At 65.0% G+C, this 15,744-nt stretch carries 18 protein-coding genes and 1 pseudogene; 14 read left to right on the forward strand and 5 right to left on the reverse strand.

What is annotated here, in order from left to right; all coding sequences use genetic code 11:
- Positions 1–23 precede the first annotated feature (23 nt).
- Positions 24–419 (reverse strand): hypothetical protein, encoded by a 396-nt coding sequence (locus tag ACZ7NC_RS16865; protein WP_471488919.1) that lies wholly within the window; start codon positions 417–419, stop codon positions 24–26.
- A 442-nt stretch (positions 420–861) separates the two neighbouring features.
- Positions 862–1,365 (reverse strand): hypothetical protein, encoded by a 504-nt coding sequence (locus tag ACZ7NC_RS16870; protein WP_471488921.1) that lies wholly within the window; start codon positions 1,363–1,365, stop codon positions 862–864.
- Positions 1,366–2,028: 663 nt separating this feature from the next.
- On the opposite strand from ACZ7NC_RS16870, the gene ACZ7NC_RS16875 reads away from it, so the two are divergent.
- Complete coding sequence (locus ACZ7NC_RS16875; RefSeq protein ID WP_471488923.1) at positions 2,029–2,865, forward strand: hypothetical protein; 837 nt, start codon at positions 2,029–2,031, stop codon at positions 2,863–2,865.
- 350 nt (positions 2,866–3,215) lie between these two features.
- On the opposite strand, the pseudogene ACZ7NC_RS16880 reads toward ACZ7NC_RS16875, so the two are convergent.
- Positions 3,216–3,653: pseudogene (locus ACZ7NC_RS16880) on the reverse strand (GIY-YIG nuclease family protein).
- Between the two features lie 77 nt (positions 3,654–3,730).
- Positions 3,731–5,956 carry a hypothetical protein gene (locus ACZ7NC_RS16885; RefSeq protein ID WP_471488925.1) on the reverse strand — a complete coding sequence of 742 codons (2,226 nt, stop codon included), beginning with the start codon at positions 5,954–5,956 and terminating at the stop codon, positions 3,731–3,733.
- A gap of 754 nt (positions 5,957–6,710) precedes the next feature.
- Between ACZ7NC_RS16885 and ACZ7NC_RS16890 the strand changes: the two genes are divergently transcribed.
- Complete coding sequence (locus ACZ7NC_RS16890) at positions 6,711–7,148, forward strand: hypothetical protein (protein ID WP_471488927.1); 438 nt, start codon at positions 6,711–6,713, stop codon at positions 7,146–7,148.
- A gap of 7 nt (positions 7,149–7,155) precedes the next feature.
- Here ACZ7NC_RS16890 and ACZ7NC_RS16895 read toward each other — a convergent pair whose 3' ends face one another.
- Positions 7,156–8,241, reverse strand: a complete 1,086-nt coding sequence (locus ACZ7NC_RS16895; RefSeq protein ID WP_471488929.1) for a DUF1152 domain-containing protein — start codon at positions 8,239–8,241, stop codon at positions 7,156–7,158.
- Positions 8,242–8,321: 80 nt separating this feature from the next.
- On the opposite strand from ACZ7NC_RS16895, the gene ACZ7NC_RS16900 reads away from it, so the two are divergent.
- The 12 genes from ACZ7NC_RS16900 to ACZ7NC_RS16955 all read left to right on the forward strand — a co-directional run bounded on the left by ACZ7NC_RS16900 (position 8,322) and on the right by ACZ7NC_RS16955 (position 15,743).
- Positions 8,322–9,062, forward strand: a complete 741-nt coding sequence (locus ACZ7NC_RS16900) for a GntR family transcriptional regulator (protein WP_471488931.1) — start codon at positions 8,322–8,324, stop codon at positions 9,060–9,062.
- A gap of 277 nt (positions 9,063–9,339) precedes the next feature.
- The gene (locus ACZ7NC_RS16905; RefSeq protein WP_471488933.1) at positions 9,340–9,777 is read left to right on the forward strand and encodes an ATP-binding protein; all 438 of its coding nucleotides are present in this window, start codon (positions 9,340–9,342) and stop codon (positions 9,775–9,777) included.
- 84 nt (positions 9,778–9,861) lie between these two features.
- On the forward strand, positions 9,862–10,590 hold the full coding sequence (locus ACZ7NC_RS16910; RefSeq protein ID WP_471488935.1) for a GntR family transcriptional regulator: 729 nt from the start codon (positions 9,862–9,864) through the stop codon (positions 10,588–10,590).
- A 123-nt stretch (positions 10,591–10,713) separates the two neighbouring features.
- Entirely contained in the window at positions 10,714–11,064 is a 351-nt protein-coding gene (locus ACZ7NC_RS16915; RefSeq protein ID WP_471488937.1) for an SCO3933 family regulatory protein, read from the forward strand.
- 5 nt (positions 11,065–11,069) lie between these two features.
- A complete protein-coding gene (locus ACZ7NC_RS16920) occupies positions 11,070–12,443 on the forward strand; it encodes an FtsK/SpoIIIE domain-containing protein (RefSeq protein WP_471488939.1) in 1,374 nt (457 codons plus the stop codon).
- 82 nt (positions 12,444–12,525) lie between these two features.
- Entirely contained in the window at positions 12,526–13,182 is a 657-nt protein-coding gene (locus tag ACZ7NC_RS16925) for a DUF2637 domain-containing protein (RefSeq protein WP_471488941.1), read from the forward strand.
- A 19-nt stretch (positions 13,183–13,201) separates the two neighbouring features.
- On the forward strand, positions 13,202–13,393 hold the full coding sequence (locus ACZ7NC_RS16930; protein WP_471488943.1) for an RING finger protein: 192 nt from the start codon (positions 13,202–13,204) through the stop codon (positions 13,391–13,393).
- Entirely contained in the window at positions 13,393–13,584 is a 192-nt protein-coding gene (locus tag ACZ7NC_RS16935) for a mobile element transfer protein (RefSeq protein WP_471488945.1), read from the forward strand. Before ACZ7NC_RS16930 ends, ACZ7NC_RS16935 begins: the two co-directional genes overlap by 1 nt.
- 17 nt (positions 13,585–13,601) lie before the next feature.
- A complete protein-coding gene (locus ACZ7NC_RS16940; protein ID WP_471488947.1) occupies positions 13,602–13,796 on the forward strand; it encodes a hypothetical protein in 195 nt (64 codons plus the stop codon).
- Positions 13,797–13,810: 14 nt separating this feature from the next.
- Complete coding sequence (locus tag ACZ7NC_RS16945) at positions 13,811–14,074, forward strand: SpdD protein (RefSeq protein WP_471488949.1); 264 nt, start codon at positions 13,811–13,813, stop codon at positions 14,072–14,074.
- 132 nt (positions 14,075–14,206) lie between these two features.
- On the forward strand, positions 14,207–15,511 hold the full coding sequence (locus tag ACZ7NC_RS16950; protein WP_471488951.1) for a replication initiator: 1,305 nt from the start codon (positions 14,207–14,209) through the stop codon (positions 15,509–15,511).
- Positions 15,504–15,743 (forward strand): excisionase family DNA-binding protein, encoded by a 240-nt coding sequence (locus tag ACZ7NC_RS16955; RefSeq protein WP_471488953.1) that lies wholly within the window; start codon positions 15,504–15,506, stop codon positions 15,741–15,743. Before ACZ7NC_RS16950 ends, ACZ7NC_RS16955 begins: the two co-directional genes overlap by 8 nt.
- Position 15,744 lies beyond the last annotated feature (1 nt).

Consider the following 15,744-nt stretch of genomic DNA (forward strand, 5'->3'; position numbering starts at 1 on the left):
TGCTCGGGCGCCACGTGCGCCGATTACAGGGCGTCAATCTGCACCGTGGCCGCGCGGCCGGCGTTGGCGGGCACGAACTCCGGCTCCGCGCTGCCGCTGCCCGCGCATACGAGGTTGAGCCGGAATGTCTTCCCCTCGCTCAGCCCGGGTTCGGTGTGGATACCGTCGGTCACGCGCTCCACACCGGCCGCGACCAGCGTCCCGCTGTGGACGGCGGCAAGCGCCGCCTGGGCCTGCTCGGTGAGCTTCGTCTCTGACGGCTCAGTTGCCGTTCGAGTCGAGCTCGGCGCAGTCGACTGCGAAGAATTCCCGACGTCGTCCCCACCGCCGCCGGACGTCGTGCACGACGCGAGCAGGAACGCCGACACCAGCACAGCGCATCCGACGAGGCCGGCCGCCTGCGGGCTCGAAGAGGTCATGTCTTGGTTTCCCAGTACTTCCAGCCGGCTTCCTTCGTGGGCAGCGTCACCGTACCGGAGCCGATCTCGCGAGGGGCGCCGCAGCCGTGGCCTCGAACTCGCCGCGCCGGTCGAAGCACGCCGCGATGACCTGTGGGGAGACCGCAACGACGAAGGGCCCCACCGCGAACGGTGGGGCCCTTCGACATCGTGCCCGGTGAGGCACTGGCGGAGGATACGAGATTCGAACTCGTGAGGGGTTGCCCCCAACACGCTTTCCAACTGTGGTGGTGGGGTGGTGGCGTGTGTGCAGGGGCGTTCACCTGGGTTCATGGACGGCCCGCTTGTGGGCTGTACCCGACGCATGGTCTCGTCTGAACGGCCGTGAACGGGGCTGAATGAGACGGAAACTGAGACGAGCGGCCATCACGGGTTGGTCACGGACCTGGGAGTGCCTTCACGCTCACCGCGCTCGCCGCGGTTCCACATGCCGGCATCTTGCCCGCTGGGTGTAGCCGCCGGGCACGCCGACGCTGACGGAACTCCAGAAGGGTTCGGCCTCGCGGAAATGGCCGCCGCCGGTGTGCCACTGGACTCCTGGGTAGACGTGGCGCAGGGACCGGAGGGCGGCTGAGGCGAGGCCGCAGCGCTTGTAGCCCTCGTAGGAGTGAGGCGCTTCCAACCAGCCGATCTTGCACGGAGTGCAGACCACGTACTCGACCTCGAAAGCCACGTTCGATCGGACGTAGGCCGCACGGATGCGCCAGCCTGTTCGCTCGTAGTGGCCGGTGGGCCGGTCGACCCAGGGTTCCAGTGGGGTGGCGGTTCGGTCGAAGTGGTACGACGAGGGGTCCATCCATCGGCGTAGCCGGTCTCGCCAGGTCGGTTTGTCGGGCCACTTCCGTACCCAGTACACGTGGTCAGCGCGGCGCGCCACAGCGCGGGTTGCCGCCTTCCTGTCCGCCATGCGCTCTCCTCCCTGGGCTCTGGAGTTGCCCTCGGCCATGGTCGGGTGCGTGGGAGGCTGCTGTACAGGACAGCGTGCTGACTGCACTGCGGAGCCCACAGCTTGGGAAGCGTTCTGCCACTTTCGCTTACACGCCGCTCATCGCCCTGCCACACTGCGTATTGGCATACTCATTGGTGACACTTCGTCAATCTCAGCGCCGATGGACGCAGTCTCGCCGAAAGGCGGATAGAGGGGGTCAGGGTGTCGTATCCCGTAGAGCGTCCAAGAGGTAAGGCTAAGGTCCCACCGCCGCGTGACATACGGAGGGGCGGGCCCCGCTGTGAGAGATGCGGTCTGAAGTTGCCCCCCAGCGACAGGTGGGGCCGTCGGAGCGAGTGTCCTTGTGTGGACACGAAGTAGAAAACCGCCGTGGCGCAAGTCACCGTGGGTTCAAATCCCACACCCACCGCGCAGTGAACGGCCCCTGACCAGGTAGAACGGCCAGGGGCCGCTTCGCTTCCTGCTCCCCTTCACTGCTCGCCATTCCCCGCGACGCCCCCCGATCGGGCACGGATGGGGCACGGATGCATCTCCTGGTGTGCACTGCCCAGTCGTGAGCCAGCTCGTTGTCAGTGGTGGCGGCTACCGTAGTTGTGTGAATACACCGGGGTGGAGGGTCCGTTGACGAACGACTTCGTGCATGCACCCGCTACGAGCGGTCGCTCGCTCAGCTATGAGGAGATGCTGAGCGACAACACTCTGTCGAACGCCCAGAGGGAGGCACTGGTCGCAGAGACGCTGATGGCCTACATGTCGACTCTCCTTGCCCGGCGTGGTGATGCCACCACAGCACAGCTTCTGTTGCAGGTCGACAGATGGAAGCTTGACTGGGACGAGGACGGCCGCGAGAAGGATCTTGTGCTTGAGGTCGATCCTGCCAACAAGTCGCACTTTACGGATGATCTTCTGCAGAAGCTGAGGCATCTTTGCCAGGAGATCTCAGGTCGCTTCGGTCTATGCGTCAACTGGGTCGAGGTAAGGGAGACGCTCCCGGTCGTCGGGCCTGGATGGCGTGAGATGGTCCAGCGTGAGATCTCGGGGGAGCGTCCTACGAACCAGGCTCGGCGGCTGCAGCCTGCGCCGCAGCGCTGGCTGGAGGACAATCTGGCCTTCACGAATGAGGGTGAGCAACGTGTCTACAGGCTCTTGAAGCACCGACAGGAGAAGGTTCTGCCGGCCGAGGAGACGATCGCCATATTCCCGCTCCCTAACGGCAGGATCGCGGGACGGACCTGGGAGCCAGATTTCCTTGTCACCTATAAGGGGCGAGCTGGAATCCTTGAGATCGACGGTCCCCACCACAATGCTCGTCGCGCACTCGACGTCACGCGGGAGCACCTGATGCGCGACTCAGGCGTCGCCTATATCGATCGCGTACCGGTCGAGGCTCTTGAGAATCGTGTCGAGCTTGAGCGTGTGCTTGACCGCTTCCTCCGCCGACTTGCTGAGTCTCGGTAGCGGCTTCGGGGCACTTGGCATTGCCTACCTCAACCCACCTCCCTCCGCCGTACCCGCGAACGGCGCCCCATCCATCTCGGAGCCTGAGCGCCCCCGCCGGAGGCACGTCTTTGGCCGAGGGGGAGCCCTCAGCTTGGGAAGCTTGGGTGATCTATGGCTCGCTGGCGGGATGACCTGCGGCTGAGCGGTTTGGGCGCCTGGGGCGGTCGACAGTTCCCCGGTGCTCCCCGTGATTCCCCGCACTATCTGGCACGGTTGTGGCACGCGGGACCGCGCGCTTGGTGGGCGTCATTGGTCGTCCTTGGCCACTGCCGAGCGACCTCGGACGGCCCAGACAGCGGCCCGCTGGTCTATCCCGACGACCTACGAGCTGAACGGCAACTCCCTGGCTCGCTGCCGTGCTTGGGGTTCATAGGGAGGTCGAGGTGGGAGATGAGCTGCGACTCCAAGGCCCACGGTTCGTTCTGCTTGATCCAGCACACTCGCGCGTTGTTCGCCATCCACTGGCTCATGGCTCAGGGTGCCTTCGCCTTGCCGAAAGTCATCCGCTTGCCGCTGCCCACGCGGCGCAGCTCAAGTCCGAACAGGCATCCGAGGGTGAGCCGCAGGGTTGAGCCGACTGCGTTGCCCCGGAGGCGGTAGCGCACCCGCTTGCGCAGGTTCTGGGTGCTGGTCCGGTCCGCCATGTGCCGCAGGGCCATGCCGACGTAGAGCAGGCGCCCGGCGTCCAGGTCAGGGTGGGCTACCTGACGAATCGGTGTGATAGGCGCCGATGAGTTTGCTCGCATCAAGCGTGGGATGGAGCCCCACGCGTCGCAGCCGAGGACTCGCCATACAGGCGGGTTCGGGCGATCACACAACGAAATTATCCGTTATCTTTCTCTTCCCGCATTATTTCCAAGAATCTACTACCGTCCACGTGCAAGTTTAGCTGCGCCTCGCTAGGTAGAGAAAATCGTTTATAGGCCTCACCCCTGCGTCGCCTACTCATCTGAATGATCGCTTCCATGGAACGGGCGCCATGCTCAAAGGTCGGTATGGCCAGGAAAGCGCGCAGAATACCGCAGTCGACGTCGAAGCCGCCATTCTCGCACATGGCGATCTTGTGTTTATTGAACAGTGAATTAAGGATCAAAGCTCGACGCAGCATCACTTCTTTGCTTGGGCGATTCGTTGTCGTGGGTGCGTCCACTCCGGCGATGTCGATGTAACCACGCAGCCTACTAAGGAAGTCTGAGGCCTTAGTGTCAGAGCTTGCCTTATCCATGCGGGCACAAAATTCAGCATAACTGTAACTGGTGCCGCCAGCGAATACGAATATGGAAGGCCCAATACGGTGGATCACTTCTCCCTGCTGGAACTTGCCATCTTGGATGGGGCCGAGAAAATATCTGAGCCAACCCAACGGGGTGTCATTTAGCGGTGCATCAAATTCATCCCAAAATGCAATAGGAACTTTCCCGGATAGAGCAACGTCCCGCACTTGGTGCAGCGCACCGACGAGCTCCACCGGTGAACTAAATTGCGACAAATTAAAGGTCGACGACTCTATGAGCCCTTGGTCGGACCACCGCTTGGTTAGTTCGGCAATTGTGTAGCCCTTCCCAGAGCCCGGACTTCCGAAAACTGCGATGGCCAAGGGCTTAGACTTAAGCAGATCGCGCCCTGTTTGACAATAGTTTTCAACGATATTTGATATCGAGTGCAAGCTCTCTATCTCTTCCTGATCCGCCGTTAGCAAGTTGCCGAAAACTGCAATCGGAGTATTGTGGAAGTGTTCCTCAAGGGCTGGCTTTCCCCGTCGGGCGACATCAAAGAGAGGGGAAGCGTGGTTGAGGTCACTAGAGATATTGCCAAAATGCGAGGATGAGGACTTTATGTCGTGCTCAGGGTGGAGATCTAGAATTACTTGACTCAATGCCTGATAGCGTTCGTCTTCAGAGATGTCAGCAAATATGCCAGAAGGAGACAGAAACTCTCCCTCTGCGACTTGAGCAGGCGTTCCTTCTTTTGATTCTGTGAGGGGTGCTGTGAATCCCAGGTCGTACAAGCGCTGCATGGCTGCGAGCCCCTGTTGCACAGCGCCAGATAGGTTTGGGCTCTGCCCGCTTCTTCTGCGTTCTGACTTAATCAGTTCGGCCACCACAGATGCACACAGGACGCTTCCGTAACCGAACATCATTCCTTGCTTGTGTTTCTCTACCCACTCTCCTTCCATGAGCTCATGGTTGTAGATCAACTTGGGCCTTTGGTTTTGTGCCGCGACTTTATCGATAAGGATGGCGCCTGTCGGACCGAACGAAACTATCAAGCGGCGGCAATTGGTGAGTTCCTTAAGAGGCGGTCGGCTGTGAATCTCTGCCAAAGCATCGTAGGCTGAGCGCTGCCAAGAGAGATCCCTGCTTATCTCTGCTTTCTTATCCCGAAGGCGAGATGCGGCAGTAAGGACTATTAGTTTGTCCTTGATCCAGTCCTCATCCTGGCTTTTCAGTCGCTTCAAGATATTTTTCCATAGGCGCCCCGTTGCTATGTTGTGACTCATCTTGAGGACAAGCCAAGGCGCATCTCGTCTTGGCGTGCTGCTGTCAGGGATTAGTTTGTTCCAATTGGAAGGGCTCTCACGGAAACCCAAATCGGCGTCGTCTATTACGACCACCTTGTGTCGGTCGAATGTGGACCCTTTGAATTGCTGCCTCTTCCTGCCTCTCTGGTCTCGAATGTGCCGGAATCCGATATACTGATCAACTCTGTATGCCTTCTTCTGGCCATCTTTTTCTGTCTTGTAGTCACGCAGAACTGCGAAAGAATGATTGAATCCGCTCTCATAGGCGGTCAAATGGTTAATGTCGGGTGCTTTCGCCGAGCAGTCTGGTTCATAGTTTCTGGAATCAATTCCAGGGGTGCTCTTCAAGGCATCGTTAATCATGTGTTTGAGGAGAAATACTCCTCCTTTGTGCCACAACAGCCTAACCGATACATGGAGTCGCTCGTCTGCGGTTCGGCTGTTGTAGTCACTTGACGGGAGGACTGCCCAATCCACCGTCTGATCGCCCGTGATGAATACAAGTTTGCTGCCTGGGGTGTTGTTCATGGCTGCGCCTATGGGTGCCGTCTTAGCTCTCTCGGGGCAGGAGTGCGCTATGATCAGAGAATTTCACGTTGACGGTATCAGGGGCCGCAGTCCTAGCTGCGGCCTCCCGGTATGCCCTACCCACTATTCGACACCCGAACTGGAGGGCGCGCCACTCGCAGAATGGGTCTTAGAAGCTAGGGCTGGCCGGTGTGACGGCATGGCCAACAACAGTTGAGACAATGAGGTGGATCGGCACTGGTCGCCGCGTTTCGGGCGGGAGTTGGGCATCCGAGGTCGGTGGAGCGGCTTTGGGCTGGAGCCGCTTTGGTGCGAGTGATCATGGCCCCGTAAGCTTCCGGCGCGTCGGGCAGTCTGTGGACCTGCCCGGTGAAGCACGACGTTGGGGCCATGATCTTCGAGGCTCGCGCCAAAGTGGCTGCGTAAAGCCGCGGAGCCGACCGCCCCAGCCACGGCGTACCCCTTCTCTGGCATCAGGTGGTTGATTGCTGTGCACGCGGCAGGGGCGCCGGCCGGGCTTGAGCGGGACGAAGGCAGGAGCGCAGGCCCGGCCGGGGGCCGGGCCGCGCGCGGGGAGCGGAGCGAGCCGCCTTGAAACCCGTAAGGAAGGTTGTAACTCAGTCGGAGGCGCGGAGGCATGTCTTGTCTCGGTTGATGCGTGACGTTGAGGCCTCATTGCCCTGGTTGGGATGGGAGGACGGCTTGGGCAACCGAGTAGTGGACGACACTGTGTGGAGCCAGCAGTCTGTACGCCATGAGCGGAGTCAGCGGGGGAACGCTTCTTGCCTTGGTCGGTGTCCTGCTCGGGACCCTGGGCACTCTCGTGGGGCAGCACTTGACGATGCGCACCGAAACGCGACGTGACCAGCAGCTTCGAGCAGAGGTGAAGCGAACCGAGCGTCGGGAAGCGATCCTTGGGTTCCTGGCTGACGCACAACGAGTCGAACTGGTGCTAGACCGGCGAAACCTTGGTCTATCGATCACCGACGGACCGGAAGATGAAAAGCTGCATTCCCTCTGGTTGGCATGTAAAAAGGTCGAACTGATGTGTTCACGTGAGGTTGGGCACGCGGCACTCATCTACGCCGAAGCCTTGCACCACATAATGCGTGGAACTGCGGAGGATGACGTTTCCCCAACTAAGCGCGAACGTCGGCATGCGTTCATGCGGGTGGCTCGGCTCGAAGTGTGACGGGCGTCTATCCAACACGCCACAGCGGGGCGGCGTACTGCTCCGGTCGGCTGCTGATGAGAAGCTGCCGTAGGTCCGTGCGTTGGAAGCCGTTGAGGTTCAGGGCCTCGGTGATGTGTCGGAACGTCGTGTGGGTGACTCCGCGGCTTCGGGCATCGGCCTCGAACTGATCCAGCTGGGCCAAGACGGCCTTCGGGTCCAGCTTCAACGGCCGCTGCTCGTTGAGCCATGCAGCCTTGTTGCGCTCGTAGTCGATCTCGGAGTAGCCGCAGATTTCACGGCTGTGCGCCTCCACCTCGTCCAGGTTGACCGTCGCCGTGATCGCGCGGGCCAACTGGTTACGGCTCAACGCCTCGTCCATGTCGGCCTCGTGGACCGTGGGACCTTCGTCCGTGAGGGGCACGGGGAGGCCTGCGTCCCGTACCTCGCAGGTACCTCGCACTCCTCGTGCCGCCGCCGCGAGCATCCCCGTCGCCTCGGATGGGTGCCACTCCAAAACCGAGCTGATCGGCTCTGCATCCTTCGCCGTGAAGGTGTAGACCGGAGGGCCGAGCATGCCGCGCAGGTCATCGGGTGGCAGTTCGCCGTCCAGGCCGGGGCCTGCGACCAACAGACGGATGGGCGCGTTCACTTGGCAGCACGCGGCCAGTGTGAGGGCGTCGGCAAGCGGGCTCTTGAGCGTCGGCTCATCCCCTCGGGCCAGGACGTCGCCGCCGACGTCCAGGAGGTCGATCGACGTCGGCTCCAAGTGGCTGATCAGCTCTTCCAGTTGGCGCGTGACGCCCTCGGCTCCGTGGTACGGGTCGATCAGCGCGAAGGTGTGCGGGAGCTCTGCCGCGAGTCGCGGGAGGGTGGATCCAGCCGGAGCGATCGGGCGGGCTTCGGCCGGCACTGCCCAGACGGCCGGGGTGATCTGTTCGAGGCCGGTGAAATCGTGCGCTCCTCGGGGCCCCGGAACCGGGTCGATCAGGAGACGGTCCCACGCGTACGTGAGGATCACCGCCTGGTCCCCGTCGCCGTAGAGGGCGGCGTCAAGCATTGCGGCGGCGACTGCGTCGCCCCCTCCTCCTGCTGCGACGATCAACCGCGTCATGCGGACAGCGTACGGCGTCGAACATTTGCCACTCACCCTATAGTGGCTATAGGCCATAGCCACTTGAACAGGGAGGGAGCATGCCTCAGATTGAGGAGGCTCAGCCGAAGTATCTCCAGATCGCGCACTTCATCCGTGATCAGATCCTGCGGGGAGATCTGCGGCCGGGGGACGAGGTTCCTTCGGAACGGCAACTCGCTGCTGACTGGAAGGTGTCGAGGCCGACAGCAGCACGGTCGCTGGAGGCGCTGAGCCATCAGGGCCTGGTCGAGAAGCGGCAGGGGTCGGGCACGTACGTGCGGAGCCTCGAAGTCAACCGGCGCGCACGGGAGTTGTACGGGAGGGCCCGGCAGACCGGGAAGATCTACACCTCGGGTGAATACGCGGTCATCACCTCTGCGGGCTGGCTGGAGGCGCCGGACCACGTTGCCGAGGCGTTGGGCCTGGTCAAGGATCGTCGAGCCGTGCATCGCCGGCGCATCACCAACAACCAGGACGGGCCCATCACGCTGTCCACCTCGTGGTTCGCTCCTGACGTCGGCCAGAAGGCGCCCAAGCTTCTGGATCCCGAGCGGATCCAGGAAGGCACCCTGATGTACGTCGAGAACATGACGGGACGCCAGGGAAGCTACGCCGAAGACCGCATGTGCGCTCGGGCCGCCACGGACGAGGAAGCAGCAGACCTGAAACTGGTTTCCGGCTCAGCCGTGTTGATCGTCCATCACGTCGTCTTCGACCTCCAGGACCGGCCGTTGGAGTTCGCCGAAGCTACCTACCCGCCGCACCGCTGGGCATTCGAACAGGGCTACCCGCTCACCTGACGGTTCGCAAGTTCCGCCGAACCGCTTGCATGCAGCGAGTGGCTAATGCCACTATCCAGTAAGTGGCTAAGGCCACTTGATCGGAAGGGGGCACGGCGTGACGGGTCAGCGGCCGGAACAGGACGCGCGCTTAGCTTGCCGGGGTTGCCGGGGGCGTGGTTGGAAACGCGTCAGCTCGCGTACGGCGCTGGCGCTCTCCACCGTCAACGACCGTGCCCGTGCCACATCGAAGCGACGGTGCCTCGACTGCGACGGCACCGGCAGGAAGTGAGCACGGATGGCCTACACAATCGACCGGCACCCGGGCCCGGACGCACCGCGACTCGGGGCGATGGTCTTGCATCCCATCGCGGAGTCGGTACCCCGGGCCCGGCGCTGGTTCCAGAAGTTCATCGCCCCGTACAACCCGGCCTGCTCAGTCGACGATTGCGCGCTGATGATCTCCGAGTTGGTCACCAACGCCATCGTCTACGGACGGTCGGATGATCCGTGGGTCGTGCGGGTGGAGTGGTTCCGTGAGGAAACTTCGCTCCGTGTAGAGGTGCACAATCCCGGATTCCCGGCGAATGTGCGCGTGCGCCAACCGGACGCCAATGACGCGCACGGGCGTGGTCTCCTCCTGGTCGACTCCATCGCCGACTCGTGGCACTCCGGCCCGAGCCGCTTCGGCGGTACGGTCGTGTCTTTCGTGATGGCTGATGCCTGGCCGTCTTGATGCACGACCCCGTCTGTTCTGACGCTCGAAGTGTCGCTAGTCTGGTTGACCAGTTGACTTGGCCAATCTCGACGGGCGGCGTTCATGGCGTATGAGGTGGAGGCACCGAAGTACGTTCGCCTCGCGCAGACGATTCAGCGTCGCATTGAGGACGGCACGTATCCGCCGGGCACCCGCGTTCCCAGTGAGAATCAGCTGGTGCAGGCCTTTGGGATGTCCCGCCCGACCGTCGTACGGGCGCTGGAGCTGCTGAAGCGGGATGGTTGGCTGGAGTCCCGGCAGGGCTACGGCACGATCGTGCGCGGTCGTCCGGCCATCGCCGAGCAGAGAGACAGTCGGGGTCGTGACGCGCTGGAGCGCGATGAGTCGTTGGCCTCGGGGCGCCTCGTCGAGGTCGGCCAAGTCCCGGTGCCGGCCCGCGTTGCTTCCGCGCTCGGGCTGCCCAAGAGGGCCAAGGCTCTTGTGCGCCGGTTCCTCGTCGAAGCGGACGGCGAAGCTGTCGAGTTGGTCTCGTCGTACTTCCCCGCCAGCCTGGTCGAAGGCACCGAGTTGGGCAGTCCTGAAGCTTTGAGCGGCAGCCCTCGTGAGCATCTGGAAGCCCGGAAGAAGATCCGCTTCGACCACGTGACGGAGCGAGTGTCGGCTCGACTGCCGGAAGGCGACGAAGCTGAGCTGCTCGACTTGCCGGAGGGTGCGCCCGTCCTGAGCGTCCTGGTCATTGCGTGTGACGCCTCCGGGCAGGCACTACAAGTCTCTGACGTGCTGCTTCCTGCCGATCGGCAGGAACTCGAAGACACCTATCGCTTGAACTGAGCCTCGATCGGGGTCAGTTCTCCCCAATCTCCACTTGACAAGTCAACCTGGCATCCCTAACTTCGAACTTGCTAAGTCAACTTGTCAGGTGGCAGGTTGATCGACTCAGAAGGAGAAATCCCTGTGCGTGTGATTCGCATTGACGCCTCGTCTGCCACGATCCTGCTGACCGAGGCTCCGGCACCGAAGGTGCGCGACCGGCAGACCGGTGAGATCGCCAAGGACGCCGTGAGTGGTGAGGCACTGATGACGGTCGGCGTCGTCTTCATCGACGAGGGCGAATCGTCGCTGATCCAGGTCACCATCCCCGAGAGCGGTATCTCGGAGGGATTGACCGTGGGCGCTCCGGTCTCGCTGCCGGGGCTCATCGCCCGTCCGTGGGAGAGCGTGTTCAACGGCCAGCAGCGGCACGGCATCGCCTATCGGGCCACCGCCGTTGCTCCCGGCGCCTTCCCGATGGCTCAGGCGGGCTGACCACCATGACCGACCTCGTGACGTGGGCCGAGCTGGGCGGGTCGCTCGCTGCGATAGGCGGCGCGGCATACGCCCGGCACGCCCACCCGGCGGCGTACTGGTCCACGGTCGGGCTGCCGGTCTCGGTGGCCCGGCTGCTGGCCTCCTACTCATCGACCATGGACGCGTGCGGCCTGACGATCGAGCCGTCCCGCTGGCGGGCGCTTGCTGTCAGGGCGACTACCCGCCATGAGGTCCGGCCCGTCCCGCCCCGCCGGGGTCTGATCCGGCCCACCTCGACCGGCCTACGGCTTCGACTGCGGCTGGCCCCGGGCCAGGAACCCGCGGACGTGGCGGCCTCGGCCGAACGGCTCCGACACGCCTGGGGTGTGCACGCCGTGTACGTCCGGGACGTCAAGCCCGGCGTCGTTGAACTGCGGCTCGTCGGCTTCGATGTCCTGCGGAAGGTGCGGATGCCCCGCCGGGTCGTCGGCGGGCCTCTCCGGGTGCCGGTGGCGCTGCGGGAGGACGCGACCGCGTTCGTCCGCGATTATCAGGCCGTACCTCATGAACTCGTTCTCGGCGCCACGCTGTCGGGCAAGTCCATGTACCTGCGGAACCTGCTCACCGGGCTGGCGGCTCAGCCGGTGGTCCTGGTCGGGATCGACTGCAAGCGCGGGGTTGAGCTGGCGCCTTTCGCCCCTCGGCTGTCGGCGCTGGCGACCGATCGTGATCAGGCGGCCCAGCTGCTTCCTGTGCTCGTGAGGGAGATGGAGGACCGGTACGACCTGATCAAGGCTCGGCAGGGCCTCGCCCCCGGTACTCCGGATGAGCTGATCGCCTCGGACATCTGGGGACTGTCCGAGGACGAACGGCCCGCTCCGATCGTGCTGTTCATCGACGAGGTGGCCGAACTTTTCCTCGTCGCCACGCGGAAGGAGGAGGAACGGCGCGACGAGATGGTGACCCAGCTCATCCGTCTCGCTCAGCTCGGCCGGGCCGCCGGCATCTACCTGGAGGTCTGCGGGCAGCGCTTCGGCGCCGAGCTGGGCAAGGGCGCCACCATGCTCCGCGCTCAGCTCACCGGCCGTGTCTGCCACCGCGTCAACGACGAAGCCTCCGCCAAGATGGCGCTCGGCGACATTGCCCCTGAGGCTGTTTTCGCCGCCTGCGCCATCGCCGCCGAGCTGCCCGGCCTGGCCGTCGTCGGCGACACCTCCGGTGGCTGGTCCCGCATCCGCACTCCCTATCTGTCCCTCGCCGACGCTGCGGCTACCTGCCGCGAGACGGCCCACCTTGCCCGCGACGTACCGGCGCTCACACCCTTCCGGCCGTACGTCCCGCCTGTCCCCGTGAAGGGCTCTGGGCCGGTAGCCGCTCCGCGCCCGGTCGCCGAGTAGGCGTACCCGCTCCCAGGTCGGCGCGGCCGTCCCGTGCCAAGTCCCTACCCCCTCCATGCCCGAATCCGGAAGGAGTGGCGCCGTGCGTGCCCTGCCCGTCCGCGTTGACGCCGTGCTCGTCCGAGCGCTGATCGCCGCCGCGCTGTCCTTCGCCCACCTGCACGACCTGGCCTCGGCTGCCGGACAGCACGGCTGGAAGGCGTGGGCCTATCCGGTCTCTGTCGACCTGCTGATGGTGGCGGCCTGGCGGCGGCTCCGCTCCGGCGAAGCGAAAGCGGCCGGGTGGTGCTGGTTCCTCGTCGCGCTGACCGCGTCGCTCGGCGCCAACGTCGCCACTGCCGGGCTGCTCGACCTGGACGACGTACCGGCCTGGCTGCGCATCCTCGTCGCGGGCTGGCCCGCTGTCGCCTTCCTCGGCGGCACGCTCCTCGCCCACGGATCGCCGAAGCCGAGTCAGGCTCCGGCGACGGTGCCAGAACCGTCCTCGACGGTCACAGCACCGGGTGCCATCGCAGCAGAGGTCGAGACGCCCTCGGATGTGGCCGAACTGCCCGCAAATGAAACGGAGTGGGCCCCGCCGTCGCCGTCCACGGTCCCGCCCGCCCTCGTCGCCTTGGCCCGCAAGGTCGCCGACGAACACCGCGCCCGGACCGGGACCGCCATCGACACCTCGACGCTTCGCGCCCGGCTCGGCGTACCGATGCCGCTCGCCGAAACCATCGCCGCCCAACTCACCTGACCCCGGAGGACTTTCCCACATGCGCCCGTCCACGCTCCGCGCGCTGAAACGAGCCGCCGAGCTGACCCGACAGAACCGCCTCACCGAAGCCGTGCTGATCGCGGAGCCGGTCATCCTCGCCGCCGACAACTACGAGGGCGACGAGATCTTGCGCTGGCTCGCCGACCACGTCACCGACTTCACGGGCGAGACGAACAAGGAGAACGACTGATGCCCGCCAACCGCCGCTTCCGCCGAGTCGTCCGCATCGGCCCCGTCCAGGTCGCCACCTACAACGACAGCCGGGGCCGTGAGAAGCACACCGCCGCCTGCACGGCTCCGCGCTGCGGCTTCTCGACCGACTACGACAGCCGGGCCGCTGCCGAGCTGGCCGCCCGTACGCACCGCTGCCGCGTCCGCTGATCCGCTGAGGAGATCCCGTGACCGTCTCGCTCCCGCTCGTCTTCGTCCTGGGCGTCGTCGCCTGGGCCGCGATCAAGTTCCTCGGCGTCCGGCTCTGGGTCGCCGTCGTGATCGCGCTGTTCGGCTTCTGGCTCTCGCACACCTTCCTCGCCCCGGCCATCGAGTCCGGCACCCGCACCGGGGTTGACGTCGTCAACGGCACTCACAAGTGACAAGGAGCATCGCGATGTTGCGCCCCAAGCTGCCTGACACCCCACACGTCCCGCGCATCACCACGCACATCCCGCAGGACCACACACCCACCCCGGCTACGTCCGCCGGCCGCCCGGTCGTCCCGTACGTGGGCGTCGGTGTCGGCGCGGTCGCCGCCGTGGTCGTCGTCGGCGTCGTGCTCACCGCGCTCCTGGCGGCGGTCGCCGTCTCGGCCGTGTCCCTGGCCATCGCCGCCGTAGTCCTGCGCTCCCTCGTCAGCAACGCGAATCAGCGCTGACCGGCCGCCGGGGCGGCAACAACGCCGCCAAGCATCCCGCCGCCCCGGGGCCGTCCCTCTCAACCGCCGAAACAGCCGAAAGGAAGTCCCATCATCACCCGGCAGACTCCGCCCCCGCTGGCGGAACTCTCCATGCTGGCCTCCCTCGGCACCATGCCCGAGCTGGCCCACCAACTCTCCGGCCTGGGCGGCTGCACCCATCCTGTCCGCCTCGACGGCCACCGCACGGAGTACGCGGTCAACAAGGCAACCGGCGAGATAGGCCGAGTCCTCCACCACCTGGACTCCGGTGCCCTCCCGTCCGGTCATCTCCTCGTCCGGTGCAACAACCGCCGCGCAACCCGCTGTGCGGCATGCGCCGAGACGTATCGCCGCGATACCTACCACCTGATCACCGCCGGACTACGCGGCGGCAAGGGCACCTCGGAACAGGTCACCGCCCACCCGCGCGTCTTCGCCACGTTCACCGCGCCGAGCTTCGGGCCAGTCCACAACCGCCCGAGCGGTGGCCGGGACTGCCGCTGCGGCGTCCGTCACGACGAGCAGGATCCCGCGCTGGGTACCCCGCTCGACCAGGACACGTACGACTACGAAGCGGCCGTGCTCTGGAACGCGCATGCCGGTGCCCTGTGGCGGCGCTTCTCCATCTACCTCCGCCGGGAGGTCGCCAAGCGCGCCGGCCTCACCCAACGGGCCTTCCGCGATCACGCGCGGATCTCCTTCGCGAAGGTGGCCGAGTACCAGAAGCGCGGTGCCGTCCACTTCCATGCCGTCGTCCGGCTCGACGGGCCTGAGGGAGGAGACACCACACCACCGGCCTGGGCCTCGGCCGAGCTGCTCACCGACGCGATCCGAGCGGCAGCTACAGCCGCCCGTGTCCACGGACCGGAAGTCGACGGGCGGGCCCACAGCTTCGTCTTCGGCCGACAGCTAGACGTCCGCCCGATCCGCTCTACCGACTTCAACGACGGCCAGGAGCTGACTGAGCGAGCCGTAGCGGCGTACATCGCCAAGTACGCCACCAAAGGCGCCGAAACGGCGACCGGCACCCTGGACCGCCCGATCCGCTTCCTTGCGGAGCTGGCCCAAGCCAGGATCAGCGACCACGCCCGGCACATGATCCGCACCGCATGGTCTCTCGGCGCGCGTCCCGAGTTGGCAGACCTCCGACTCCGGGCCTGGGCACACATGCTCGGCTTCCGCGGCCACTTCTCCACCAAGTCCCGCCGGTACTCCACCACCCTTGGCGCCCTCCGCGACGCCCGCGCCGAATGGCGCCGCGCCCAAGCTGCTCCGGCCGCTCCGCAGGACGGCGAGACGACTCTCGTCCTCGCTCACTGGGTGTTCGCCGGAACAGGCCTGAGCGCCGCTGAAGCCTGGCTCGCCGCCTCCCTCGAACCCGCCCCCGGAACGGAAGGAGAACCAACACATGGCTGAGCACCGAGCCGCAGCTGCTGTGAAGGAGGCTGCCGCTGCCGATCCTTCCCTGGTCCTCCTGACCGTGGAAGAGACCGCTCGACGGCTCCGCATCGGCCGTACGACATGCTTTCGGCTCGTCCGCGCAGGAGAGATCGAATCCGTGACGGTCGGGCGGCTGCGCCGAGTGCCCGCTGATGCCGTGCCCGCCTACGTGGCCAAGCTCCGCCACCGACCCGTCGAAGCGGCCTGAG

Source organism: Streptomyces sp. NPDC111802 (assembly GCF_055634335.1).

Excerpts from the sequence above, each read along its gene's own strand:
- ACZ7NC_RS16865 (WP_471488919.1), bottom strand. The coding sequence starts at position 419 with ATGACCTCTTCGAGCCCGCAGGCGGCCGGCCTCGTCGGATGCGCTGTG.
- ACZ7NC_RS16870 (WP_471488921.1), bottom strand. The coding sequence starts at position 1,365 with ATGGCGGACAGGAAGGCGGCAACCCGCGCTGTGGCGCGCCGCGCTGAC.
- ACZ7NC_RS16885 (WP_471488925.1), bottom strand. The coding sequence starts at position 5,956 with ATGAACAACACCCCAGGCAGCAAACTTGTATTCATCACGGGCGATCAG.
- ACZ7NC_RS16890 (WP_471488927.1), top strand. The coding sequence starts at position 6,711 with ATGAGCGGAGTCAGCGGGGGAACGCTTCTTGCCTTGGTCGGTGTCCTG.
- ACZ7NC_RS16895 (WP_471488929.1), bottom strand. The coding sequence starts at position 8,241 with ATGACGCGGTTGATCGTCGCAGCAGGAGGAGGGGGCGACGCAGTCGCC.
- ACZ7NC_RS16900 (WP_471488931.1), top strand. The coding sequence starts at position 8,322 with ATGCCTCAGATTGAGGAGGCTCAGCCGAAGTATCTCCAGATCGCGCAC.
- ACZ7NC_RS16905 (WP_471488933.1), top strand. The coding sequence starts at position 9,340 with ATGGCCTACACAATCGACCGGCACCCGGGCCCGGACGCACCGCGACTC.
- ACZ7NC_RS16910 (WP_471488935.1), top strand. The coding sequence starts at position 9,862 with ATGGCGTATGAGGTGGAGGCACCGAAGTACGTTCGCCTCGCGCAGACG.
- ACZ7NC_RS16920 (WP_471488939.1), top strand. The coding sequence starts at position 11,070 with ATGACCGACCTCGTGACGTGGGCCGAGCTGGGCGGGTCGCTCGCTGCG.
- ACZ7NC_RS16930 (WP_471488943.1), top strand. The coding sequence starts at position 13,202 with ATGCGCCCGTCCACGCTCCGCGCGCTGAAACGAGCCGCCGAGCTGACC.
- ACZ7NC_RS16935 (WP_471488945.1), top strand. The coding sequence starts at position 13,393 with ATGCCCGCCAACCGCCGCTTCCGCCGAGTCGTCCGCATCGGCCCCGTC.
- ACZ7NC_RS16945 (WP_471488949.1), top strand. The coding sequence starts at position 13,811 with ATGTTGCGCCCCAAGCTGCCTGACACCCCACACGTCCCGCGCATCACC.
- ACZ7NC_RS16950 (WP_471488951.1), top strand. The coding sequence starts at position 14,207 with ATGCTGGCCTCCCTCGGCACCATGCCCGAGCTGGCCCACCAACTCTCC.
- ACZ7NC_RS16955 (WP_471488953.1), top strand. The coding sequence starts at position 15,504 with ATGGCTGAGCACCGAGCCGCAGCTGCTGTGAAGGAGGCTGCCGCTGCC.